Consider the following 24,060-nt stretch of genomic DNA (forward strand, 5'->3'; position numbering starts at 1 on the left):
CATTGGGGATCATGGGAGAAAAAACAGAGAGTGGTAAGGCAAGGCAGTGTCTGAGCTTGGAAGTTTTCCACCCATTCGGATACGGGTCCCGGATTCGCCGCAGTACACACCGCAGCAGCCGAAGAGTAAGGAGCAGTTTATAGAAGGACTTCGTGGTGTAGTGGAACGGATGAAACGTACTGAAACACCTTGCGTCAGGCACCAGGATTTGAATAAAATCCTTCATCCCGGTTTCGATGCATTTAATGCTACAGAGTGGTTTTTACTAGTTAAAATGCAATACAGCATCATCTATTGCAGCTAGGGCGTTTGCAACATTTTTTAGAAAATAACGATGTATAAATTGCCAAGTAGAAGTGGTGTAACGATGTTAAATGTAAAAAAACAGCAGCAAAGTCGCGGCTGGAATGGCGTTGTATCTGCTTTGAATGTTCTATATGTTGGGTTCGCACAGCTCTGTCATGGCAAAGCCCCGCCCGAAGTGATTCTTCTAAATTCATATTTTTTACAAGAAAGCAATTCTAAAACCATGATAACATTGTCACGCTGAAAGTCGCTATTTTAAGTTGAAATTAAACATTGAAAAAGCTTGTCGCTTGCAAGCTTTTTTTGATGTCTTTTGAGCTAATAAAGATAATATGAAACCTATACAAGGTGAATGTATACTTATGCATTACAATAATGAGGATATGCTCATTAATTATGATTTTTATGGCTTACATGAGTTGGATAGCGATAATTTTCTCACTAATTATGACACCGCACAATTGCATAACAAGTCAAAATCTTTTGAATCTTTTCCTGTTGGGGAAATCCGAGCAAATGCGTTAAACCAAAGACTTGATCGGTGTAACCGGCTGTTCCGTATAATGCACCTCGATGGCCAAGTCCGTTTCATGGTGGAGCAAACCGTCGATGACGTGTACGGCATCCCAAGTGTTCGTATTGATGACTTTCGTGTAGAAAGAGGAGAATTGGTCGCTCACGAACCGATAAATCGTAGCTCCTTTTCCCGTCCCGTAATGGGGATTCGCATCTACGTGAAGCGTCGAAACTCCAATCTGGACGGTAATTCTATAATTTAAATTATTTTACATACACAAAGAGCAGCCTGTTTAGTTGCTCTTTGTGTATGTAAAACATATTGAGTTTTCATCAATTGAATCTCCTAATTAGAGAATATGACTGTCCCATTTTTTGTAGATTAATCAATTGTACATATTTTCCCCTTTAGAGGATACTCTCTACTGGAAGATAAGAATATAATCTTTTCGTCAAAATATTTATTAAAATAGTTGTTCGTTTTTAAATGAATATCAGGCTGATACCATTTAGAAAACCCATTTCGCTGAAACAACAAAGGCATACCCAATTGCTCGGATCGCTTCCCCTTTAAACCATCTCCAATGTTCAGCGAATCAATATATATTCGATCAACAATCCCCTGTAATCTTTTGGGGAAATCTGGCGTGAAAGGCAAAAGAGGAGAAATGGATGCCTGTGTAGCAATTCCTGCTGCATGGACATTTCTAAGAGCCTTTAAGCGCAGGTTGATCCCTGGAGCTAAAGGTGCAAAAAGTCGCTTTACATCTTCTCGGTCTGTTTCAATAGTCATAGAAACTAATAACCCACAACGTTGTTGTAATTCTAAAAGTATATCGAGGTCTCTAACCACCAGAGGACTTCTTGTTTGGATTTGAAGGAAATCCGGTGGAGATTCAATCATCTCCGTTAATATTTTTCTTGTGATCTCAACCTTACGCTCGATGGGTTGGTATGGATCTGTAGCAGTAGACATGAATATATTGATAGGTTTATTTCTTCGGCGGAGACTATTAATTTCTTTACTATAGTTTTGAACAGCATTTATTTTAATATCAATCCATTCTCCCCAAGGAATATCTTTATATTTTTGAATGGGCATTTCTCTAACATAGCAATAACTACATCCAAAAGCACAACCACTGAAAGGATTCAAAGAGTGAGTAAATCCAACAGTAGATGCTCCTTTGGTTTCGCTCAAAATTTTTTTTGCCATCGTATTATCAATCTGCATGTTGGATACCCCTTCATTTTAAATATTTACATAAATGAAATTCCGAATGAACAGAAACTCCCTCCATCAGTTCAACTGATAAAGGGAGTTTTAATTAATTATAGTAAAAGGTGTGTTTATTTAGAACGTATCAAGACCCGATATAATCCCAGGATGGCGGACAAAAGACCAATGGGAATGTACTGTGCGCCATTCGCCATTAATTAAACGAAAAACTTCAGTAGTATTCCAACTTTTTTGAAGTTTTTCTTGTCCATCTTCTCCTGCTACGTAATTGTATAAATTATAACTCAACACAGCCAAATCACCAGCTTGAGTGACAGCGACATCGGGATTGAGATATTCACTCCGAATAATATTAGGATTTTTATAGCGTGACAAAATATGTTCTCTCACCGCTGAATTACCTACAATAAGTTTTTCAGTCACAGGATCGAAGTATGAAATATCATCACTGTAACTATCCAGGTACCCAAAGCAGTCTCCTTGATTCCACCGTTCATTATTGGCGCGTTCTATATTCAATACAGTTTCAGCTACTTCTTTGATATTTACACTCATTTTTTTTACTCCTTTTTTTTAGATGTTGGAAATGATATGATCATTTTAGGTCATTCAACACGAACGATAAAGGCAAAACCGGGGAAATAAATGATACTTTTCGGACATTCTACATTTTTAGTATAGGAGGTTTATGTAGTGGTTCGCATATCAAAGCAGAAAAGAAATATAGAACGTCTTAAATATCAACCTGTACTACCTTATCCATACGATGTAGAAATTTTTCGAGTCTCTGATCTTAAACAACGGACACCCAAAGAAAGGATGAGTGTAACTTATAGATATGAATTCTATATGCTTATATGTGTTACTCAAGGTGAGTGTATACAATGGGTCGATTTTGAGCCGATTTCCTGTAGCACAGGAACCTTTCTTGCCATATCCCCAGGTCAAGTTCATAATTTCGGACATGATGAGAATTGGGATGGATGGATTATTTTGTTTCGTTCGGAGTTTCTTATACCTAACACATCAACATTAAATGAGCTTAAACTAGCTTTTGATTTTGGAAGGCTACCAAGCATTCTAAATTTAAATCATAATGAGTTGCGTCGTAGCATCGCTTCTATCGAACAAATGATCGAAGACTTGTTGATTGAAGGGACAGAAGAAGATATTCATATGTTGTTGCGTTACCAACTCTACGCATTTGTAACTTGGCTCAGTATTCTTCATAAATGCAAACGGATGAATGAAACAATAGATTCTCAAACATCGCTGCGTTTTATAAGCTTCCAGAAACTCGTTGAAAAATACTTCGCTAAGTTGAGCCATGTCAGTGAATACGCTACTCGCCTAAACTGCACGGAAAAAACTCTAACTCGGGCAACTATGGCAGCAGTTGGAATAAGTGCAAAGGCTTTCATTTCGGCCCGGATTAATCTTGAAGCAAAACGTCTGTTAATGCATACGGACTATTCTATTAGTGACATTGCGGAAAAACTTAACTTCAAGGAAGCAACCCACTTTAGTAAATTTTTCAAACGTGAAACAGGTTGTACGCCTGCAGAATTTCGACAGCAGCATCTTTGAAATTATTAACTTACTCGAGTGTCTACTACTATATTTCATAATTGAATAAAACACTAATTGTAGTTATATATTAATGTTATCTTATGAACTCTTTTAAAATGCGTTGTTTAAGGAAGTGATTTTATGATCCAAGGATCTTTATTTGATGACGAGTATGATCAGGGGCGGCCTTTAGCAAATCGGGTACGTCCACAAAATTTAGAAGAATTTGTAGGTCAAAAACATTTGCTTGAACCCGGAAAAGTATTACGTGAAATGATTGAGAATGATCAAGTTTCATCTATGATTTTTTGGGGGCCACCAGGAGTGGGAAAGACAACGTTAGCTAAAATAATCGCCAATCAAACCCAATCTAAATTTATTGATTTTAGCGCTGTGACTAGCGGTATCAAAGATATTCGTAGTGTCATGAAAGAAGCTGAAGGAAACAGGCAATTAGGTGAGAAAACACTTTTATTTATTGATGAAATTCATCGTTTTAACAAAGCACAGCAGGATGCCTTTCTGCCTTATGTGGAAAAAGGAAGCATTATATTGATTGGAGCAACAACCGAAAATCCATCGTTTGAAGTAAATTCAGCCTTGCTTTCTCGTAGTAAAGTGTTTGTGCTTCATCCACTCAATCATGCAGATATTTTAGAACTATTGCAAAAAGCATTAGCGAACCCAAAAGGGTTTAATAATCAATCAATCGAGATCGAAGACGGCGTTTTATCAGCGATTGCTGAATATTGCGATGGAGATGCCAGAGTAGCTTTAAACACACTAGAAATGGCTGTATTACACGGGAAAAAATCAGATGGGTCCATTGTAGTGAATAAAAACGATTTAGTACAAATGTTAAATCGCAAGTCATTGTTATATGACAAAAATGGTGAGGAACATTATAACATCATATCTGCTTTGCATAAGGCGATGAGAAATAGTGATGTTAATGCTGCAATTTACTGGTTATCGCGCATGTTGGAGTCCGGAGAAGATCCATTATTTATTGCCCGAAGATTGGTCAGATTTGCAAGTGAAGACATTGGTTTAGCAGATAACCGAGCTTTGGAGATATCAGTAGCTGTCTTCCAGGCTTGTCAGTTTATTGGTATGCCAGAGTGCGATGTACATCTAACCCAAGCTGTCATTTATCTCACCTTGGCCCCGAAGTCCAACGCAGCTTATTTGGCCTATAGAGCTGCCAAAAAAGACGCCCTGCATTCCGTAAATGAACCTGTTCCCTTGCATTTACGAAATGCTCCGACTAAGTTGATGAAAGAACTGAATTACGGGAAAGGTTATAAATATGCCCATGATACACAAGAAAAATTAACAATGATGCAGACCATGCCAGATTCTCTCATCGGACGGGAATATTACCACCCCACTATACAAGGATCTGAAATGAAATTTAAACAACGGATGGAAGAGATTTCAGCATGGTATGCAAGCCACAAAGAAACCTAATTGCGTTTAATGCATAGAAGATCCAATAGAAATCGAGGTAATTCGTCATGACAATAGAAGAAATTATTGAGCATTGCTTATCATATCCAAGTTCATATGAAGATCACCCTTTTGGAGACGGATGGACTGCGATGAGACATCAAGGGAACAAAAAAATTTTTGCCTTGATATACAATCATGATGAGCATCTTTGCGTCAACCTAAAATGCAACCCTGATCATGCTGATTTTTTGCGAAAAGCGTTTGAAGAGGTAAAGCCTGGTTATCACATGAACAAGGAACATTGGAATACAGTAATATTAGATGGTGATCTACCAGAAGATGAAATTCACGATATGGTGCATCATAGCTTCAAATTGACCAAGCCAAAAAGCTCCAAAAAACATACTAGCTAGAGAATAAATTTCTTATTGATAATTAAATTTTGCGGAAGTCATTATGTAAAAGTATCCGTTTCGAGAGGTGTAATATGAAGTTTAATGAATTCTTTGTAGGGCAGCGGTTCGAGACTGATTCTATAAAAGTAACCAAAGAAAAAATTATAGAATTCGCATCTGAATTTGACCCTCAGTACATGCATTTGGATGAGAAGAAAACTCAGGAAGGCATATTTGGAGGAATTATTGCTTCAGGAATCCAAACATTAGCTCTAACATTTAAACTATGGGTAGAGTGTGGTTTATACGGTGAGGATGTAGTGGCTGGTACTGCTATGGATAATATCCGATTTATGAAACCTGTATACCCTGATGATGAGTTACATGTAGTTGTTGAAGTCATTAATCTAGAAGATAACCGAAAGAATACAGGAATTGTAACTGTGAATTTATCCACTTTTAATCATACGACTCAAAAAATTTTTGAAGGGGACCTTTCTGTAATAATAAAAAAATAGCGTATCTTTAAATAAATGAAATTGACGGGATATCCCTCATTCACGTATTGGGATAATACCAGCGTCGCTGTCACCAAGTGCAAGCGTATAGGTTAGATTGGAAATTTGTGGATAACCTCGTTGTACTCGTTTGTGTTTCGGTAATGGCGAGCTTTGAATACACCTCTAATGACTTGCGGCTTTCATGGCCGGAGTACGGTTGTATGAGTGCGTCGTCAATTCTCTTCTTTATCAGCCAGGTTAGTAGGAAGTGGCGTAGTTTATGTGGCGTAAGGTTTTATGTAAGACCGGCTTCTTCCGAATACTTGGCTAAAATTTTCCAAATACCTCGATCCGTATATTTCTCTTCCACGATGACTCAAATAGATACATTGCCTGTTTTTTATTCATCGCGTCAACATACATGGCCAGTACTTCTTTAAATGACTGTGGGAAAATGGAACAATGCGATCCTTGCAGTCCTTTCCGTTATTAATGCGAATTTGGCAGCAATGAAAATCAATGTCCGTCAGCCGAATATTGATGAGTTCGCTTACCCCGATTGCGGTATACATGAGCGTCTTAACAATCAGTGTCCGGAGGTATAACGACAGGATGATTTCCTGAAATTTTCCAACAAAAAAATGACTTTGGTAGGTTCAATTTGGGCGTATTGTTGTTTGTGATTTAGATAACATAAAGTTAACCTTATTCATAAATAATGTTAATTTTATGTCATTCATCGCTTCAATTGCTCTGATATAATTTCTGCTAGGTAGATGAGTTTTGCTTTCAGGATGTGGGTCAGATAAGCCTACAATGGTTACGCGAGGTGCGAGCGAGCCTCCCAGTAAACAAGTAACAACTCAACCGGAACAAAATACTGAGGCAAAACTGATAAAGGCATCGGAAAATAAAGAAAAAGTATCACCCCATTTGTTATACAGCAGTGAAGGAGTACTCGCTGTATGGAAGTAGCTTTTAGCACATGGTGATATAAAAACGATGGAATAGGAGATTTTAATCCATACGGGGATTAATTCAGTTAGGAAGCGAGTAAACATGCGAAAACATAACTTTATAGTAGGAGTGTGAGATATGAAAAAAACATTATTGGCTTGTATTATGATAATGTTGATGCTAGCATCAGCTTGTGGAAATGTTGACACGACATCAAATCCAAATACTTCTAGTGAGCCTAAACCTGAAACGGAAGAGTCTATTATTCCAAAAAACACATCCGAATATTGTACTGTAGAACGTATAAGTCTGGATAGTGAAACTGAAAAATATTTCTATGGAACTTGGAAAGTTGAGAAGCTTTTAGGATTTGCAAATTCATATAATGATGCTTCTGAATATCCAACAGGGCAAAAATTTATTGGAGACGAAATTATAATCAAAAAAGACTTTTTTTCATCAAAAGGACTTAAAAACTATAGTAATTATCAATATGAATTAAAAAATCCATTATATGAGATTACAGCGACATGCCATAACTCTGACTCTTTTTATAGATTATATAAAATAGATATCCCAGACTTAAATATAAATGATGTAGTAAAAGCAATAGATATAAGTGACCCTTCTACAAAACTTAGCATACCTGTAAGTGTAAGTTTTTTTGTTGTTAATAACGAGAGGCTTATCTTGTTATCAGAGGCAACTATTTTTGAACTTAAAAAAATTACTGATTAAATGAATTAAGGTTATGTAATAAGTTCTGTGCTAATAAAATAGAAAATATCCAGGAAGGTAAGTATATCCTATAAGCGATTCTGAAAATGCCTGTGAATATAATTTTTTAAACAAGAAAGGTCAGCCTAAAGGCTGACCTTTCTTGTTTATGTCGTATAACGATTAAACTATAGTGTATATACTGGATATTTGTGAGTATACTTCCTTCCTTTACAAAATAAAGTTGCTTCTTCATTTCTTCTTTTTTGTAAATTTCTATCATATGAAAATGCTTTGCTGACTAATTTTGAACAAGTATCAATTTGACTTTGTGAAAGTGGACCAACAAAAGTTGGATATATATGCGCATTGGCAAGCATAGCTTTTACATCATTGGTTTTTAGCACCCCAGGACCTGCATTAAAAGTGAGCGAAACAAGTGCATCAAACTGAGATTGTGAAAATTTATGACCGCTAGGAAGTACCAAGTTATTTACTGCCGCTACAGCACTTGCAGTATCATTAGAAAAAAAAGTATTTGCTTTAGACTGAGAAATTGGTGAAGTATAACCTAAATTTAAAGATTTTGATAGAGCATCAGCTTGTACTTGAGAGAGAAGAGAATCATTTGGATTACCTGTTGTATTCTTAGTATATACTTTAGACTTTGTTATCAAATGTCCCCATCCAACTGTTGGATACCCATAAGGATCTCCATAAAATTTCAAGGAAAATCCCTCATGTTTTTTGATAAGCTTTGCTCCATCTGTGCCTAAAGAAAAATTTGCCATAATAATCACTCCTGAAATTAATATTAGTAGAAGAACAATAAGGAGGAATCATAGACAGAGCACCATTCCCAAGTTTTCCGCAATGCCGTATTGCCTTCACATATATAAAGAGAAATGAGTCTCTTTTTTACAACCACTCTCCAAATTTTATTTCAATTCACTAATATCAAAAGTTTGTATAACCTCAATCATTTTGACATAGAGTTCCTGTTAATCTATAGGAGGAATGAAAATGAAATTTAACAAGTTGTTCTGTGGATAAATGAATTCGAAGATACGAAGGTATTTTACTCCAAATTGGATTATTTAATTCCGGATGATAAGGATGATAATGAATTTACGGTTTATATGGGCTACACGTAAGTGGTCTTCAAAAAGGCGGATGATCGATTCTTAGGGCAGTATGGTAAGCCTTATTATCATATAGCCATCAACATTCCAGAGAATAAATTTACAGAAGCGAAAAAAAAGGGTATCTTCTCAAATCAGTCTTATTGAAGAGGATCACGAAGATGCAGTGTTTTTCGATTTCTGGAATTCTCATTCATTCTATTTTGAGAACCCGTCAGGAAATATCGTAGAATTCATTGCTAGGCATAATATAAAAAACCAAAAGGATTATTCATTTTCGATGAAGGATTTGATCGGGGTGAGTGAGATCGGTATCGTTTCGAAAAACGTTCCAAATGCAGTGAAAAAGTTAAATGAACTGGGGATACCGAACTTTGGAGAGTCATCTGAAAACTTTGCTCCCATAGGGGATGAGCATGGTCTATTCATCATTGTGCATAAAGGAAGAGAATGATAGCTTTATAGTAGAGCATTCAATAGATGGCGGTAGGACGAAGAAAATTACAATAGAGAATAAAATTGGAGGTTGATAGAATCATGGATCAACAGATGGATCAACAGATGGATCAACTATATCCCTTAATAGCAGAACATGTTTTAAGTATGATACCTGACGACAACTGGAACGAGATTTACTTATATGCCGAAATACTAGATGGATCTAGAGAGGTATATTTTTATTTCAATACTACTGAGAATGAGGCTTTTATATACTCCCATGATATTCCTGAAAAATACAGTGTGGATGAAAAAATTTACGACAAATTATTATTAGAATTGCAAACGAAATTTAAAGAATTAAGAAAAATATTTACAGACAATGATCAAGACGCGTGGACAAATTTAACCTTAACATTGAAGTATCCTGGTAAGTTGAAGATTCATTATGATTATGAAGATATAATAGCTTCAACACTAACCCCAACTCAAAGACAAATGATTTTTGAGTATCGATATTTAGGTTTGCTTCCTGAGAATGGAAAAAACAAACTATTTGTAGAAAATTATTTTAATAGTCAAGATTAATAGCTCTGTAGAACCAACCTAACTATGACAAACTATTGGGGGAGTTTTGCATAAATGGGGGCTACCCAGTGCCGAATGAACTTATCATTCAATCAATAACACTTATAACCCGAGTAATTTTTAACTGGATTTGATCACATAGATTCGGGTGATAAGGAATTTATTTCTGGAAAAGTTGCTTTCGAGCTAGGTGATTTAGAAACAGCGAAAGAATTTTTCATCATCGCCAATAGGAAATCAGAAGGTAGATGTTTTGGAAGTCCACAGAACACTAAATATCTCAAATTTTTCAAAAGTTAAAGATTTAATTGCGGCAATAAGCTATGGATTTTTGTGTAATTTCATGAAAACACTATTAACAACTCCACAACATGGACTATTCGCCCGTGTTGTGGTTTCTTTATATCCACCGCTATATGCCGAACAATACAAACATACAGGTGGCGGCTTCTGAAAAAGACCCCATCCACTGCCGAGTAAGTCATCTATTCATTCAAAAACACATATAACCCCTGTAGTACCTGTATAAAGATTTCTCGATTATGTTTGTACGCACATTAAAATGCCTTAATTTAACCTAAATAATGCTATTCCGTTACATTGAACAAGTTGATTATGGTCAGGTAATACCATAATTCCCCTTTTTTATTACCTTCGTTTTCTTGCGGTTTTACAAAAATTCATCGAAATCGTACAATACGCCGCCTTGATATGGAAGATGAGAAGGTAACAACTCGCATCATTGAGGATAAATCGTACGACAATGAAAGTAGAGGCGGCTAAAACGAATACATTTTTGATTTTGTCAGCAACAGAACGGTACAATTATTGCGATTTTTACTCCGAAGAAGGAAATCTGGTGGTGACCAGTTTACATAAAAAGTAGGTCACGTAGTAAGGCTAGCCGTCAACTCCCACCTTTCTATAATACAAGCGGAAAATCTATCAGAAGTTTTGCCCGCGGGGGACGCATGAATGACGTACAGCTTTCAATAGACAAAGTTGCTATTGAATATCGTGGAGTGGCAGTGAACTTCTACAATCAACTAGCCCTGTCCTTTCGGGATTGGTTTGATATTAAACTCGTTATTCGCCATTAAGAGTATGTATACCACTGGAATTAGGGATGGACGAGACCCACCTGTACTTGTGTTATCAAACCGTGGTGGCAAAAGAAATCAAGAAGGTACACATTTCAAATCAAAACCCATCCTGATTTTTTGGTGAAGTTATGCATGCTGCTTGATGTAATATGCGGGCATTTCTAAGAGGCTTATTTCAATCAATGCGAGTCGGCAAATGATATTTCAGCGCAAGCCCGGGGTGACAAAAGTGCTAGAGCGCGTTTAGAGGCATTAAACGATCATGTTCTTGATAATAGGCGTAATATGGGCAGAATTACGTAGGGTGGAATTCTGTATATATACGAGATGAATATGGAAACAATGGTGTAATACGAATTATTTATAAGCAAACTTCCAAAGGGATTGATTGATTGGCACGTAGTACAATGGCACTAAGTTTTTCTATGGTAGAATTGTTTTTTTATTGCTAGTAATCTGATATAAAGTCGTGTGAAAAGTTAAACTAAGTAACACTAACAATAGAAGGGGAGAAAGTTTGGTGGATGAGAAAGTTAAATATATTAATGAGATGTTCAAATATCTAACACAAAATAATGATACAAAAGAATATCAAACGTTTTTTGCTCTACTTGAAAAAATAAAATATAATTCTAGCTTGCTTGAGTATTACGGAGAAGAATTTGTTGAATATATGATAGATCTACTCCTGCGTATAGAAGATAAATATGATCAAGCTTCACTAATAGAAACGATCATTGAATGTTTAGACATTTACACATTTAGTGAAAACTACCTTAAGGAAATCTTTGATAAATATATGTTATGTGTAGCTGAAAAAGCTGTTAATGTGAAAGGAATGTCAGCTTGTTTAATAGGGTTTATACAAGCGGGAATTAGTGAAAAAGAAATAATTAAGAAGTTGGAAGAGAATTTAGAGAAAGAACACTTAATAAACGTACTCTCAAAAATGTACATCAATTTTCTTGCTAATTCTGTAGAAGCCAAATCTTACTTGATGAAGGAAGTACAAGAGGCTTATTATTTAATCCAGCGTTCTGGAATTATCGCTCAATTTTTATTATTAGTGCATCCACACGTTCGGAAATATGCGGGAATAAGTCAGATCACATTCTTATACGATTCATACAGAGGTGTGTATGAGGATTGCTGGCCAAGAGGGTTACTTCCTAATATGAAAGACACGCTTATTAGGTCAAAGGTGTTGTCATCAAAGGAAGTAAGTATTTTAGAAGAGTTGGATAGGTTAATCAATATGCAAGAAAAAGAATTAGATTCGATGGGAGTCAGAAAATTGTATGAAGATTTTTTCGAAGGTAAAGATCCACTTGAGGTAATCTTTACTTTGCCAGTGTAGAAAATTATGTAAGACGATTCTACCTAACCACTTGATGATATGTTCCTTGGATTAAGCGGGCGGTAGATAACGAATCCAGCAAATTCGATTATTCTTACCCCTGCTAAGATTGAATCGAATCGGATTATCATCCAAATAGTGTGACGAGATGCGAGAATCTAATCGAATTCATTCGGAAATTACCGTTAATATTTAGGCTGTTTTGTTATTGATATATTATTCCGATGTGACATATTCTAGATTCAAGAATCCTTATGCTTTTGTGTGTGATTCCAGCCTGTAGAGTGTTTACCATATAAGGGGAAACATCTCGAAAGGAGAAATCATATGATTAATAGAAAAAAGCATTAAAAGAGTTTTTGACAAATGAAGAATATGAAAGTATTGTGGAAAACGCAACACAATTTTCAGATATGACGCTACCTGTATGGCACTTACAGATTACAGGGAAATGTCTCTTTGAGTTATCAAACTCTGATTTGATTCGTTGCATTAGACAAGACATTTTTACCAATCTAGCAATATTTGAAATTATTGAAAGGATTGATGAACAGAATACACCTTTCTATGCTGATATTGATTCATTGGAATTGATGGAGAAATTATCATCTGTTAGTTCTAAAATGATTTCAGTGTATAAGGGTAAATTAAATAGAATAATTGAAAATATTGAACAGAAGCACTTAATAGATTTAGCAGATATCTGGATGTTTGATGAACAGAAAGAAACATACAAAGACTATATCAATAAAATAAAAAATAAAATCCAATGATTTAATTTAATTAGGTGCTTTTAAATATGGCTGTTCGCCAAAAGAAGTGTGGTCAAGCCCCCATTTAGTGAATAGTAGGAACTGTAAGAGATATTTTATGTAACCATTTCACAGTGTGGATATGAACCTCTGAATTTTATTTTGTAATTTGACCTTGAAAGCCTGTAATCTTTCAAGGTTTTTTCTTTGTTCGCCTTAATATTACATAGATTTTGATTTGGGTAACGTGAACGTGTAGTAATGAACCCAATATTCTCTAAAACAGTTAATATGAACAATATGAATTGATGGAGAAGCAGCAAGGTACGATTTATTTCATTCGGATTATATTATAGGTGAGCCCAATACGACATCCGAGAATTGACGAATATATGCGATATACTATTGTATCCCTTCGCTAGAAACTAATCATATAAAATTGTACAAATTTTATGAAAGAATTAGATGAGACTGAGCGGATTGTGTTCAATGAAATCAAAAACTCTGCTTATGAGAGTGTAGAAGTGACATGGAAACGAACTTCCATGATATAGATATTCGTCAAATAGTGGTCGATAACTTCGAAGGAAAACAAGACGTAGCAGACAAAATTGTTAACGTCATAACGGATCCAGATGATAAACAGCGCTGAGTCGAATTTTAGCCCAAAATTTTTTAGGTGCTCCAGTTAAAAAAGGGGATAAAGAAGGGATGAAAGAGTTTGTTACCTCAATTGTAAATGACTCGAAAAATCTCGCTAATTCGAAACCTTTTGAATGGAATACAACCGAGTCTGTAGACACTTTTGTTAAGAGGGATGCAGTTGTTTTAGTTAACCGACAAACAAATGAAATATTGACTTTCTTAAATAAAAAAGGAGATCGTTTATCAAGTAAGTTAAAATCTGAATTAGATTTAATTGGAGAGTGAGGACGACTATGAATAACTATATAATATCTTTTACAAAAAAGTTTGATTATTTTTTCGAGCAAAAAGAAATCTCAAATATTATTTATTTACATGATGAGGAAGATAATGAGAGATTAGACCATGTCCTTTTCCTTGAGAAAGAGGATGGTAATGTTATAGGCCTGTATATAAGAGGCATGAATCCGTTAATCTCAGTGAATAGAATTTATGATTTGGATGATTTTAATCTATTTGCAAGTTATGAAGGATTGGTTGAATCTAAGGAAAATATTAAACACAGAATAGAGTATATAGATTTGTTTTTTAGTACTCAATACAACGAATTATTGGGTTTGTATTTGGCTAATAACGATGCGTCTAGTTCTATATTTATATTATTTTTACAAGATGAAATTTATGTAGAAAAAGATTGTAGTAAATATGAGGCTAGCAGGGCGCTTGTAAAAAGGTTTTCGGCTGAAGGCTTTATAACATACGAAAAAAAATGTGAGACTGACTGGAAGAAAATAAGCTTCTAGCCGGAAAAAATACTTTTTATTTTAATGTATTGCGACCTTCAGTGGAATTACTCAATAGAAATTATCTTTAATTATAAATAAGATTTTTCGTTTGGGGAGCAATTGCAACTACTACCAAAAACTCAGATGATTCTTAAGAGGTTCAATGAATTAGTCGGTGATTTTCAGAGTACGTAGCCTAAGCGAAGGCGAGGGAATGACCTTTTTATTGAACTAACGGGCAGAACAGTTGAACAGCTTCTCAATGTTCTGAGGGGAGGATTACAAGGCGACCTTATCATTACGAACTATCGCTTGGCTCGTCTGCAGAGTTTATGTCCAAAGGCGGGGATGGCTGCTAGTAGTTGGGTTGAGATAATAATACGATCATTGACATTTATCCAAATAAACCTTTGTGTTTTTTTCATTGTTTCCCCTTTTCACACTACCTATAATAATGCCGTAAATGATAACCATTTTCAATTAATAGAGAGAAGGAAAGGGGTAACAGGTGTGAAGAAACAACGTGGAAAGCAAATTATACTCTGGTTAGGGAGTTTCCTCTTGTTATTGATAATATCGGCATGCAGTACTTCTAATGCTAATAGCAGCGTGTCTGATGAACAGAAAGAGGAAAGTGAGAAAACTGTTCAATATACAACGATAACAGGTCAACAGGTTGAAATACCTGCAGATCCAAAACGAGTTGTTTATATTGGCCAGACAATTGGTGATTTCTTGGCGATGGATATTCCAATTGTCGGTAATAACCTTCCCCAAGATACTCCTAGTTACTATGAAGGTAGATTTGAAGGAATCGTTGATGTTGGAAATCCTGGTGACTTAGAGACGATTCTGAATTTAAAACCCGATCTGATTATTAATGGTTATTACAAGGCAGAAGCAGATCATAATGAGGCATTGTCGAAAATTGCTACTACTATCCCCTTTAACCCAGCTCTTCCTTATACAGAACGTGTAAAGGAGATTGGAAATATCTTCGGCAAACAGGAAGAGGCAGCTCAAATAATTGCTAAGTTTAAAGCACAGTCGAAAGAAATGTTTGATAAGTTTCAATTAGCAGATGGGGAGACAGCGACAATTTTCTACCAGTTGGGTAAAACACTTTATGTTATGGGCAATCGTAGCCTGGGTGCTATTATTTATGGGGAGAACGGTTTTGCCGTCCCACCAGCTGTACAGAAGAATATTCTTGATAAAAAAGGCGTGTCTTTCGTTAATATTTCAGAAGAAGTGCTTTCAGAATTTGCTGGTGATCATTTGTTTGTAGTTGTACAAGATGATGGTGAAAGTAAAACAGAAGCTGACCGACTGCTACAAAGACCGATATGGGCAACTTTGCCTGCAGTTCAAAAGGGAAATGTTCATGTTGTTCCCAGTGAATGGAATACAGATAATTTGTTAGCTTTGGAGCAATTGTTTAAACAGATGCCACAATGGATGGACCAACAGTAAGAACTTATTTTGGCACATTCAGTTCTTTATATCGCTAGTTTTCTAAAATAGCACATACTCCAACTATTAAAAGCTGAACTATAGTTATAGTTGAAAGCAGGTCATTATATGTTACAATGACGATAATGATTCTCATTTTCAATTGTTGGAGAGTTGCTTATGAATCTAGCACCCCTGTATATTAGGCTGCAACACTATGATAGGTTTCAAGTTGACCAGATAATTCCAGCGAACGGCCACAATGAGGGGATGAATGACAATGAAACAAAATTATGCACATTATTGATAGCACTCAGTCACGGCATACGGCTGTATGTAGACAATATTGCAATCGATCTGCGACAAGGAAGCTGCATTCTGGTTTTGCCTGTACAACGCTACACTATGGAATCAAGTAACAAAGAGGCACAGCTTGCACGCTTTACCTTTGAAACCTTTAAAGTAGAAGGAATGACTTTGAATCCGGTTGCTCATCCACCTTTGCTTTGTGGTTACCCCTATAATCTGTTGATTTCTCAAGTCAATCGAGTATTAGGAAATGAAGCATGGACAAGTAACCAATGTTGTTCCTATCTATCCACATCAGAAATGGCTATGATGCAAGGTAGACTTCAGCTCATTCTGGGGTTGATGGCTCAGTTCGATGAGCAAGTTTCCCAGTTGCAGAACAATGAAAAGATAAACTTGGTTCAACAAACCGTACAGTATATGGAACAGCATTATGATGAGGACTTAACAGTTGAAAAACTTGCTAACATGGCTGGAATGGTCAGGTGGCAATATAGTCAAAAGTTTAAAATAATGACCGGCAAAAAGCCAAATGATTATTTGGTCCAATTACGTATAAACCACGCAAAAAGACTTCTGTGTAATTCCACCGAGACATTGGGCAAAATATCTCGAAAAATTGGGTTTAAGGATGAATACTATTTCAGCCGGTGCTTTCATAAATTAACTGGACACACCCCGCGTGAGTATGAGAATATTCATCTTCGTACCGGGCAAAAAACAGTTATCGATTCATTTGGCAGAAAGATTCATATTCCCAAAGATACAACACGTATCGTGACTGATGGCAAATTTACGCTTGGAGAATTACTTGTTTTAGCCATGCCCCCTATAGGAGCGGCCATCTCTATCATGAAAGATAACGTGATTTATCACAATAAGTTGCGAAATATTCATAATATCGGGCATTGGGCAGATCCAGATAAAATTGCACAACTGCAGCCGGAGTTATTATTGCTTAGCTATGTTCATCCCGAACAAGATTTGCAGAAACTAGATGCGATCGCTCCTACTGTTATATTGAACAGTAAGTTTAGACTATTTGAGCGGTTACGGTATATTGCTAAACTAGTTGAACGTAGTAAAGCGGCGGAGAAGTGGATTACCAGATATGAGAACAAAGTAAGATGGGTACGCAGGCAATTAGCAGATGCTTATGTTGCTGGGGAGACAGCTACTGTTTATCTCAAGTTTGGTGCAAAACTTTATATTATGGGCCAGAGCGGATTGGCTGCCACCTTGTATGAATCTCTTGGCTTTCGTCCTTCTGCCAATGTGATGCACCTAATCGAGCAAGGGCAAGCATGGATAGAAATTCAGCAGCATCAAATGAACCACTATGCGGGAGACCGTAATTTCGTCTTGGCTTCTCGCCAGGAATTGCAAACCGTTGCTCACTGTCCACATATCGCGGCTTTAGCCGATCTAAGTAGCAGTAAGACTCATTTTGTGGATAGTATATGGAATTATGATGATCCCATTACACGCGGACAGTTGCTAGAGGTGCTGCCGTATATTTTTAATAAGAAAATTAAGTGATCAGCGCAGAGCCGTGAGTTGGCAAATGTCTTAGAATTATAGCGGGAGCACCGGCGGATTGTGTACCTGCAAATAACTGACGCTGGTGACGAAATGCTAAATAAAGCGCAGGAAGAAGGACGAAAGCTTAGAAGAAAACTATTTGAAAACCTAACCGAAGAAGAAAGAGAGTCCTTATTGTCTGTTTATGAAAAACTAAATAAGGTAATGAGTGAGGATTGATACAGGTAATCATAAAGAAGCCGCCATATTGGCGGCTTTTTTATTGATAATTAGAACCGCTTCGATTTTAAGAAGCAGAGACCGTACTGCGCTTATTCTTAGCGTTGGCGCGGTCGCGACGACTCAGCAGAAATCCGACCAGAGATGCCGTGGACTGCTGGAAAATCATTCCAAGTACAACGGGCAGCGCTACCGGAGCCGGGAAGTAGGTAATGGCAAGCACAGCCCCCGCGCTAATATTGCGCATGCCGCCGTTAAAGACAAGCGCCGTACGGTCTGCATTATTCCACCGCATCAGCCCTGATATGAGGTAACCTATCGCATACCCTGTGGAGGCAAGGATAATGATGGAGACGCATACTCCAACAAGCTTGAGATTAAAATCGACCAGGTAAGGTGCGATGACAGATCCGTTAATCATGACGACAAGAGCCATGGCCAGCTTGGAGAACGGGCCCAGCCGAGGTCCCCACACCTGCTTAATCTTTCCTTTGGTCCATTCGTTCAACACCATGCCAACTAGTGAAGGAACGACAATCATCCAGAACAGGCTCTGCATCATCGCCCAGGTATCAAGCTGCACATTCGCTCCGATCAACAGAGACATGATGCCGGGTACGGCGAACGGAGCCAAAATTGTATCAATAAGAATGATCGCCAATGTCAGCGCTGTATTGCCTTTGTAGATACTGACCCACACAAAGCTGGAAATGCCGGTAGGGATAGCCGCGCCAAGAATCAGTCCAGTAATCGTATAAGGATCATCACTGAAAGCCAGATGCCCAAGCATCATGGCGAGAAGCGGCATGGCTAGGTGAAGAATAAACAGACAGGCAATCAGCGGACCAGGATGCTTGATCACATGGATAAAATCCTTGAACCCCATACCGATACTGCCCGCGAAGGTCATGAATGCAAACAGCCAGGGAGAAAGCTCGGTATATTGGGACAACGGCGTACCGATGAGGACGCCGATGAGAATGCTGATGGGTGTGATTAGCGGCATAGCTGCATTTAGTCTTCGATTCAACGTTAGGAGCATACAAAACTTCCTTTTTTGAACTTAAGTATAGACCTTGCTCTTTGATCCGTAAATGATCCGTGTAGGGGGAAGATCATCTATGATTTAGCCCTTTAAATTATGTCGGTAATCCAGAGGAGAGCAGCCCATTATTTTTTTGAATAGCCTGGAGAAGTAATAAGGGTCCCTAAAACCAAGTTGTAAGCTGATTTCTTTAATAGAAGCATTCGTTAAATCCAAGAGCTGACTGGCCCTCTGAATTTTCATTCTTAAATAGTAATCGACAGGAGAGTAGCCGGTTGATTGCTTGAATATCAAGTTTAAATGCTGCTTGGATACCTGAACATACCGGCTCAGCTCATCAAGTGAAACGGTAGATTCCAATTGTTCTCCCATATAACGTGTGGCCTTATCGACATGGCTCTGGTATGTGCTGTCTTCCTTGCGAGAAGCAACGGATACAACAAAACTTAGCAGATAACGGATAGTTTGCGACACTTGAACTAAATGTATCATGGAGTATGATTTGTTCAGTAAAAGGTCGTAACACTGATGAAATAGCTCCAGCAGTTTGATTTCATCACTGGCGGCCATTGAAATATACATTTTAAACGGCTCAAACAACGCCATAAAATCATCCATTTGATCCCCTTGAAGATGAAACCAGTAAATTGTCCATGGATCTTCATCGTCAGCCCCATAAGCATGCGGCATGTCCCTAGGAATGTAAGCAAAGCTTCGCTCTTTCAGGACAATGGTTAGGTTATCCTTGGTTCGCACCCAGCCTTGTCCACTCGCACAGTAAATGAATATATGAGAGTTACAGCCGTGTGTTCTTTCGCGAAAATGATGGCGGGCATGGCTGAAGTAGCCTATATCCGTAATATATAAATTTTTTGTAAGCGGATTTGTTTTTAATTTATTCAGCATATAGGGTGGAAGGACATATACCTTTTTACGCTCAAATTCATCAGCTTTCTTATTCATAAGCTATTTATCTCCCAGCCGTAGGCGGCTCTAATGATGAAATACGTATATAGTCCATCATAAACAGTGGATTGTCAATTGTATGTGATATCGCTTACTTGTAAGCTTTTGTATAAGAGTGACTATGAGGGAGTGATGAGTTGAGCGTGAAGAGAACTGTACAGATTGAACAGGCTGTAGAAGGGCTGCGGAAGGCTATTGAATTAAAGAGCATTGAACCCTATGGACTGGGGCTGGGAGGGGAGTTCACATGACTAGTCTGATGAGAAATGTACCGCACAAACTGACGATTACGATGTGGGACTTCTCTTGGTACACCATGACCCAGGAGGGGGAGCCCTACAGCGATCTGGAAGCTCGTTTTCAGGAAGCAGTCGAAAGAGGCTACAATACGATCCGAATATGCGCCATGCCCTTCATGTTGTTTACGGCGGATGGCAAACGTACTGGCTCCTTGGAGTTTGCGAGCCTTGGGAAAGTGGGCCAGCGTACGCGCTGGTATAACTGTCGGGGCGGCGCAGTGCTGGATGGGCATGCTCATTTGCTCGAGCTGTTTAGGCAGGCCAAGGCACATAACTGTTACATTATATTATCCTCTTGGGAATATCAGCAGAGTCCGACCTTCCTGGCTCATACTGAGCTTAGAGATGAATTAGCTGCGATCCCTCCTAAGGAAAGATTTATGGCCATTGCCAAATCAATGGATCAGTTGATTCGTTTTGTTACAGCAGAAGGCTATAGGGATCGGATTGTCTATACAGAGTTGCATAACGAAGTGGAATTTGGGCAGTTAAACGCTGTCGGAACGTCTGTGGGCATAGCGGAAACGAACATACCAGCGCTTGTTGAAGCAATGCAGCCCTATGTAGAAGAAGCGATTGAATATCTTCGCCAATGCCATCCAGATATGATGATGACAGCCAGCTATACGTTAAATGAAGCCTACCCCAAAGCTTACGTGGCGCGCAATATGCAGGTGGCCCATTTTCATCTTTATATTAAAGGGGTGCTGAATGAGCTTATGGAAGCGGCAGGGCTTGATGATGAGCTGGCTCCGTTCCCCAATCCCTTCGTCCAATCCCTATTGAGGGAAGAAGCCCCTCCATTTGCAGAATGGATTCTGCCTCCAGAGCAGAATTGGCGGATGGAAGGCAACCCCGTTGGCATGAGGCTTATTTATTTGCACGACTGGGTAGATCCGGATCAATGGGATTTATTTTTGTACGATCGGTACGGGGATCATAAAATGGCCATGTTGCAGAAGGCCGACTCCCGATTGGAAGAGATTCATGAATGGACCCGTCATTCCGGTATTCCAATTGTCATAGGAGAAGGTTATGTAGGCTATACGCCGCTGTATGCCCAATTTGAAGAAGGTCCAGTTGGTAAATATATAGCCGAATATGTGTTGCGAAAAGGAATGGCACTAGGGTTCTGGGGAATGACTCTCTGCTCCAACTGTGCTCCGCATCATCCATTCTGGAATGATATAGCCTGGCAGCGCAAGTGGAACCAATTTATCCTAAATTCAAATTAGAGTTTCTTTCTTAGACAACCTGTTGTCTCTAAGATGCCGGTGTCATTCAATATGAATGAGTGAGGGGAGTGAACTTCATGAGAAACTATCGAATTACGGTCCAAGATGATCACAAGCAGATTGTGAAAGGACATCTTAAACTTGGCGGCACCAACCCAAAGGGAGAACAAATCGGATTCACCAACTATTTTATGGAGAAGGATGGAGAGCCTTTTTTCGGGATTTGTGGTGAATTCCATTATACACGCTATGATGAACGCTATTGGGAAGACGAAATTATTAAAATAAAAATGGGTGGCGTCAATATTATTGCTACTTATATCTTTTGGAATCTACATGAAGAAGTTGAAGGTAGTTTTAATTGGAGCGGAAACAAAAACCTCCGTCATTTCATTGAGTTGTGCGGCAAACATCAGCTATATGTCATTATCCGGATCGGCCCCTTCAATCATGGCGAAATCCGAAACGGCGGTATACCGGATTGGCTATTCGGCCGCCCATTTGAGGTTCGTTCTAATGATGAGGGGTATCTGTTCTATACAAGAAAAATGTATAACGAAATTGGTATTCAGGTTAAAGGGCTGTTATATAAGGAGGGTGGGCCGATCATCGGCACCCAAATCGAAAACGAGCATCATCATTCCTCTGCTCAGTGGGGATTGACTGTAGGGATTAATGATACGTGGTTAAACTCTGGGAGTGACGGTAATTCACCTATGTTAAAGCTTAAAGAAATAGCTTTGGAAGCAGGGATTGATACCCCGATCTATACATGCACAGGCTGGGGAGGAGCGACAACGCCTGTTCCTGATATGCTGCCATTATGGGGCGGGTATGCCTACTGGCCGTGGATCTATTACGAAGAGGGACGTTTGGAGGGGAAGGACGAGCATCCTGCGACACCGGAATACATTTTCCGAGACAAGCATAATAACAAGATTCCGAAGAGCTACAATTTTGAGCCCCTATACGCCCCGGAAGACTATCCGTACGCTTGCTGCGAAATGGGTGGCGGCATGGTTCAGTTTTATAAATACCGGTTTGCATTTCCTTATCGTAGTGTTCCAGCGATGACAGTCATGAAGGTTGCAGAAGGCTGTAACCTGATCGGATACTATATGTATCATGGGGGCTCCAATCCTCGAGGTAAGGTTAACCCGTTCACAAACGATCTGGCTACACCTAAAATATCCTATGATTTTAATGCCATGATCGGAGAATTTGGTCAGATCAGGGAGTCATACCGAAGAACAAAGCTGCAGCATTATTTTCTTTCAACATTCCAAAAGCAATTCTCTCTGACGAAGACTATACTGCCAGAGGACACGTCCCGAATGGACCCTTATGATGTGGATACCTTACGATATGCGGTGCGCTCCAGTGCCGGGTCGGGCTACCTGTTTCTAAATAATTTCCAGGACCATGTTGAAAATCATGACCTGTACGATTTTAATGTAAGCATCGAGCTGGCTGAGGAAACGATTGTAATCCCTAGTCAAGGTGAACTAACGTTAGGACGTGATAGCTTCGCTATATTGCCATTTAACCTCAATTTGGATGGAATAAAGCTCAAATATGCAACAGCACAGCTGATAACAAGGATAGAAGAAGAAGAAATATATTATTTTTTCTTTGTACCGGACGGGATGAAAGGAACGTATGCATTGGAGTCAAAAGATATCATCAGTGCCACAATCGACAAAGGTTCGATAGAACAATTGGATGGGAATACGATCATTCAGATTGCTGAAGAGGAAGAGAGTCTTATCCGCCTGGTATTTGAAAGTGGCTTAAAAGTCGCCATCTACACGATGACTGATGAACAAAGCTTGGAGTTTTGGAAGGTTAACCTGCAAGGTCGGGACAGAGTTATCTTGACGAGTGCCAATTTACTTGTATCCGAAGATGAGATAAGACTGGAATCAACAGATCAGGAGATTGTAGCACTGAGTGTATTCCCGGATTTTGACGACTCAATCACATCTATATCTGGTGGAGAGTTGTTTGCAACAACAGAAAGTGAATTATTTACAATGTATCTGTTAAGGGTTCCTAAGAAAGAAATACAATTTAATCTGAAAAGGGTGAACCATGATAAATTCGTTCTTGATTTCGAAATAAATGCCTTCAATGGGATCAAAGAGGCTCTGTTGCGTATCGATTATACGGGAGACATTGGTTATGCATTTATTGACGGTGAACTGATTCACGATAATTTCTGTAACCACACAACCTGGGAAATAGGTTTGAAATCATTTGAACATCGGCTTATCGAGCGAGGGATGTACGTATACGTTGCTCCAATTCGAAAGGGCAAGGTTCTAAACAGCAATACGACCATGGCTGGCTGGAAAGAGACTGCGGAGGAACGAATCGCGGATATTGGCACGGTCAGCATCGTACCCGTGTATGAAATTAAAATCACCCTGTAAATCAGGGAGTGCAAGATCAGAAGCGCTCAGCGAATACTTTAGTACAAAGTATTAAAAATAAATAGCTCATGGTCGTTCAACCATGAGCCTTTTTATATT

The 24,060-nt window shown here is 38.4% G+C and carries 25 protein-coding genes and 2 pseudogenes; 19 read left to right on the forward strand and 8 right to left on the reverse strand.

Annotation, left to right across the window (positions count from 1 at the left end):
- Positions 1 to 46: 46 nt before the first annotated feature.
- Positions 47 to 304, forward strand: coding sequence for a hypothetical protein (locus PPM_RS29835; RefSeq protein WP_014599442.1), 258 nt, complete (start codon positions 47 to 49; stop codon positions 302 to 304).
- 479 nt (positions 305 to 783) lie between these two features.
- On the opposite strand, the pseudogene PPM_RS28300 reads toward PPM_RS29835, so the two are convergent.
- The 3 genes and pseudogenes from PPM_RS28300 to PPM_RS03235 all read right to left on the reverse strand — a co-directional run.
- A pseudogene (locus PPM_RS28300) lies at positions 784 to 1,067 on the reverse strand (Tn3 family transposase); the annotation flags it as partial.
- A 137-nt stretch (positions 1,068 to 1,204) separates the two neighbouring features.
- Positions 1,205 to 2,056: an SPL family radical SAM protein gene (locus PPM_RS03230; protein ID WP_013369255.1), complete on the reverse strand. Its 852-nt coding sequence runs from the start codon at positions 2,054 to 2,056 to the stop codon at positions 1,205 to 1,207.
- Positions 2,057 to 2,176: 120 nt separating this feature from the next.
- Positions 2,177 to 2,617 carry a YybH family protein gene (locus PPM_RS03235; RefSeq protein ID WP_013369256.1) on the reverse strand — a complete coding sequence of 147 codons (441 nt, stop codon included), beginning with the start codon at positions 2,615 to 2,617 and terminating at the stop codon, positions 2,177 to 2,179.
- A 138-nt stretch (positions 2,618 to 2,755) separates the two neighbouring features.
- Here PPM_RS03235 and PPM_RS03240 point away from each other — a divergent pair, with 138 nt between their 5' ends.
- From PPM_RS03240 to PPM_RS03255, 4 genes are all read left to right on the forward strand, one after another.
- The gene (locus PPM_RS03240) at positions 2,756 to 3,649 is read left to right on the forward strand and encodes a helix-turn-helix domain-containing protein (RefSeq protein WP_013369257.1); all 894 of its coding nucleotides are present in this window, start codon (positions 2,756 to 2,758) and stop codon (positions 3,647 to 3,649) included.
- Between the two features lie 123 nt (positions 3,650 to 3,772).
- The gene (locus tag PPM_RS03245; protein WP_013369258.1) at positions 3,773 to 5,101 is read left to right on the forward strand and encodes a replication-associated recombination protein A; all 1,329 of its coding nucleotides are present in this window, start codon (positions 3,773 to 3,775) and stop codon (positions 5,099 to 5,101) included.
- 47 nt (positions 5,102 to 5,148) lie between these two features.
- Positions 5,149 to 5,496, forward strand: coding sequence for an MmcQ/YjbR family DNA-binding protein (locus PPM_RS03250; RefSeq protein ID WP_013369259.1), 348 nt, complete (start codon positions 5,149 to 5,151; stop codon positions 5,494 to 5,496).
- A gap of 74 nt (positions 5,497 to 5,570) precedes the next feature.
- Positions 5,571 to 5,996, forward strand: coding sequence for a MaoC family dehydratase (locus PPM_RS03255; protein WP_013369260.1), 426 nt, complete (start codon positions 5,571 to 5,573; stop codon positions 5,994 to 5,996).
- 70 nt (positions 5,997 to 6,066) lie between these two features.
- Here the strand turns inward: PPM_RS03255 and PPM_RS29840 are convergent, their stop codons facing one another.
- Both PPM_RS29840 and PPM_RS30555 read right to left on the reverse strand, forming a co-directional pair.
- Positions 6,067 to 6,231 (reverse strand): hypothetical protein, encoded by a 165-nt coding sequence (locus PPM_RS29840; protein ID WP_228392912.1) that lies wholly within the window; start codon positions 6,229 to 6,231, stop codon positions 6,067 to 6,069.
- A gap of 151 nt (positions 6,232 to 6,382) precedes the next feature.
- On the reverse strand, positions 6,383 to 6,595 hold the full coding sequence (locus tag PPM_RS30555) for a tyrosine-type recombinase/integrase (RefSeq protein WP_414056449.1): 213 nt from the start codon (positions 6,593 to 6,595) through the stop codon (positions 6,383 to 6,385).
- Between the two features lie 478 nt (positions 6,596 to 7,073).
- Here PPM_RS30555 and PPM_RS03260 point away from each other — a divergent pair, with 478 nt between their 5' ends.
- Positions 7,074 to 7,673, forward strand: a complete 600-nt coding sequence (locus PPM_RS03260) for a hypothetical protein (protein ID WP_013369262.1) — start codon at positions 7,074 to 7,076, stop codon at positions 7,671 to 7,673.
- A gap of 167 nt (positions 7,674 to 7,840) precedes the next feature.
- Here the strand turns inward: PPM_RS03260 and PPM_RS03265 are convergent, their stop codons facing one another.
- On the reverse strand, positions 7,841 to 8,443 hold the full coding sequence (locus PPM_RS03265) for a lysozyme (RefSeq protein WP_013369263.1): 603 nt from the start codon (positions 8,441 to 8,443) through the stop codon (positions 7,841 to 7,843).
- 631 nt (positions 8,444 to 9,074) lie between these two features.
- Here PPM_RS03265 and PPM_RS27965 point away from each other — a divergent pair.
- The 11 genes and pseudogenes from PPM_RS27965 (at position 9,075) to PPM_RS29390 (ending at position 17,984) form a co-directional block, all read left to right on the forward strand.
- The gene (locus PPM_RS27965; protein WP_013369264.1) at positions 9,075 to 9,248 is read left to right on the forward strand and encodes a hypothetical protein; all 174 of its coding nucleotides are present in this window, start codon (positions 9,075 to 9,077) and stop codon (positions 9,246 to 9,248) included.
- Between the two features lie 83 nt (positions 9,249 to 9,331).
- On the forward strand, positions 9,332 to 9,820 hold the full coding sequence (locus PPM_RS03275) for an antitoxin YezG family protein (protein ID WP_013369265.1): 489 nt from the start codon (positions 9,332 to 9,334) through the stop codon (positions 9,818 to 9,820).
- Between the two features lie 117 nt (positions 9,821 to 9,937).
- A pseudogene (locus PPM_RS29850) lies at positions 9,938 to 10,120 on the forward strand (hypothetical protein); the annotation flags it as partial.
- Between the two features lie 671 nt (positions 10,121 to 10,791).
- On the forward strand, positions 10,792 to 10,920 hold the full coding sequence (locus tag PPM_RS30375) for a hypothetical protein (RefSeq protein ID WP_013369267.1): 129 nt from the start codon (positions 10,792 to 10,794) through the stop codon (positions 10,918 to 10,920).
- 523 nt (positions 10,921 to 11,443) lie between these two features.
- Complete coding sequence (locus PPM_RS03280; RefSeq protein WP_013369268.1) at positions 11,444 to 12,280, forward strand: hypothetical protein; 837 nt, start codon at positions 11,444 to 11,446, stop codon at positions 12,278 to 12,280.
- Positions 12,281 to 12,639: 359 nt separating this feature from the next.
- The gene (locus tag PPM_RS03285) at positions 12,640 to 13,053 is read left to right on the forward strand and encodes a contact-dependent growth inhibition system immunity protein (RefSeq protein ID WP_013369269.1); all 414 of its coding nucleotides are present in this window, start codon (positions 12,640 to 12,642) and stop codon (positions 13,051 to 13,053) included.
- A gap of 690 nt (positions 13,054 to 13,743) precedes the next feature.
- Complete coding sequence (locus PPM_RS03290; RefSeq protein WP_013369270.1) at positions 13,744 to 13,962, forward strand: hypothetical protein; 219 nt, start codon at positions 13,744 to 13,746, stop codon at positions 13,960 to 13,962.
- Positions 13,963 to 13,970: 8 nt separating this feature from the next.
- Entirely contained in the window at positions 13,971 to 14,480 is a 510-nt protein-coding gene (locus tag PPM_RS03295) for a hypothetical protein (RefSeq protein ID WP_013369271.1), read from the forward strand.
- Positions 14,481 to 14,972: 492 nt separating this feature from the next.
- Complete coding sequence (locus PPM_RS03300; RefSeq protein WP_014599447.1) at positions 14,973 to 15,935, forward strand: ABC transporter substrate-binding protein; 963 nt, start codon at positions 14,973 to 14,975, stop codon at positions 15,933 to 15,935.
- Positions 15,936 to 16,094: 159 nt separating this feature from the next.
- On the forward strand, positions 16,095 to 17,762 hold the full coding sequence (locus PPM_RS03305; RefSeq protein WP_014599448.1) for an AraC family transcriptional regulator: 1,668 nt from the start codon (positions 16,095 to 16,097) through the stop codon (positions 17,760 to 17,762).
- A gap of 60 nt (positions 17,763 to 17,822) precedes the next feature.
- On the forward strand, positions 17,823 to 17,984 hold the full coding sequence (locus PPM_RS29390; RefSeq protein ID WP_014599449.1) for a hypothetical protein: 162 nt from the start codon (positions 17,823 to 17,825) through the stop codon (positions 17,982 to 17,984).
- 67 nt (positions 17,985 to 18,051) lie between these two features.
- On the opposite strand, the gene PPM_RS03310 is transcribed toward PPM_RS29390, so the two are convergent.
- A complete protein-coding gene (locus tag PPM_RS03310; RefSeq protein ID WP_013369275.1) occupies positions 18,052 to 19,026 on the reverse strand; it encodes a bile acid:sodium symporter family protein in 975 nt (324 codons plus the stop codon).
- An 84-nt stretch (positions 19,027 to 19,110) separates the two neighbouring features.
- Positions 19,111 to 19,992 carry an AraC family transcriptional regulator gene (locus PPM_RS03315; RefSeq protein WP_013369276.1) on the reverse strand — a complete coding sequence of 294 codons (882 nt, stop codon included), beginning with the start codon at positions 19,990 to 19,992 and terminating at the stop codon, positions 19,111 to 19,113.
- Positions 19,993 to 20,242: 250 nt separating this feature from the next.
- Between PPM_RS03315 and PPM_RS03320 the strand changes: the two genes are divergently transcribed.
- On the forward strand, positions 20,243 to 21,529 hold the full coding sequence (locus PPM_RS03320; protein WP_013369278.1) for a cellulase-like family protein: 1,287 nt from the start codon (positions 20,243 to 20,245) through the stop codon (positions 21,527 to 21,529).
- A 77-nt stretch (positions 21,530 to 21,606) separates the two neighbouring features.
- Complete coding sequence (locus tag PPM_RS03325; protein ID WP_014599450.1) at positions 21,607 to 23,961, forward strand: beta-galactosidase; 2,355 nt, start codon at positions 21,607 to 21,609, stop codon at positions 23,959 to 23,961.
- The last annotated feature ends 99 nt before the right edge of the window (positions 23,962 to 24,060 follow it).

It is taken from the genome of Paenibacillus polymyxa M1 (assembly GCF_000237325.1).
In the GTDB taxonomy this organism is placed as follows: domain Bacteria; phylum Bacillota; class Bacilli; order Paenibacillales; family Paenibacillaceae; genus Paenibacillus; species Paenibacillus polymyxa_C.

Coding starts and splice junctions, on each gene's coding strand:
- PPM_RS03320 (WP_013369278.1), top strand. CDS start 20,243: ATGACTAGTCTGATGAGAAATGTACCGCACAAACTGACGATTACGATG.
- PPM_RS03275 (WP_013369265.1), top strand. CDS start 9,332: ATGGATCAACAGATGGATCAACAGATGGATCAACTATATCCCTTAATA.
- PPM_RS03245 (WP_013369258.1), top strand. CDS start 3,773: ATGATCCAAGGATCTTTATTTGATGACGAGTATGATCAGGGGCGGCCT.
- PPM_RS03260 (WP_013369262.1), top strand. CDS start 7,074: ATGAAAAAAACATTATTGGCTTGTATTATGATAATGTTGATGCTAGCA.
- PPM_RS03315 (WP_013369276.1), bottom strand. CDS start 19,992: ATGAATAAGAAAGCTGATGAATTTGAGCGTAAAAAGGTATATGTCCTT.
- PPM_RS03310 (WP_013369275.1), bottom strand. CDS start 19,026: ATGCTCCTAACGTTGAATCGAAGACTAAATGCAGCTATGCCGCTAATC.
- PPM_RS03325 (WP_014599450.1), top strand. CDS start 21,607: ATGAGAAACTATCGAATTACGGTCCAAGATGATCACAAGCAGATTGTG.
- PPM_RS30375 (WP_013369267.1), top strand. CDS start 10,792: ATGAATGACGTACAGCTTTCAATAGACAAAGTTGCTATTGAATATCGT.
- PPM_RS03230 (WP_013369255.1), bottom strand. CDS start 2,056: ATGCAGATTGATAATACGATGGCAAAAAAAATTTTGAGCGAAACCAAA.
- PPM_RS03295 (WP_013369271.1), top strand. CDS start 13,971: ATGAATAACTATATAATATCTTTTACAAAAAAGTTTGATTATTTTTTC.
- PPM_RS27965 (WP_013369264.1), top strand. CDS start 9,075: ATGAAGGATTTGATCGGGGTGAGTGAGATCGGTATCGTTTCGAAAAAC.
- PPM_RS03235 (WP_013369256.1), bottom strand. CDS start 2,617: ATGAGTGTAAATATCAAAGAAGTAGCTGAAACTGTATTGAATATAGAA.
- PPM_RS03255 (WP_013369260.1), top strand. CDS start 5,571: ATGAAGTTTAATGAATTCTTTGTAGGGCAGCGGTTCGAGACTGATTCT.
- PPM_RS03290 (WP_013369270.1), top strand. CDS start 13,744: ATGAAAGAGTTTGTTACCTCAATTGTAAATGACTCGAAAAATCTCGCT.
- PPM_RS03265 (WP_013369263.1), bottom strand. CDS start 8,443: ATGGCAAATTTTTCTTTAGGCACAGATGGAGCAAAGCTTATCAAAAAA.
- PPM_RS03305 (WP_014599448.1), top strand. CDS start 16,095: ATGAATCTAGCACCCCTGTATATTAGGCTGCAACACTATGATAGGTTT.
- PPM_RS03250 (WP_013369259.1), top strand. CDS start 5,149: ATGACAATAGAAGAAATTATTGAGCATTGCTTATCATATCCAAGTTCA.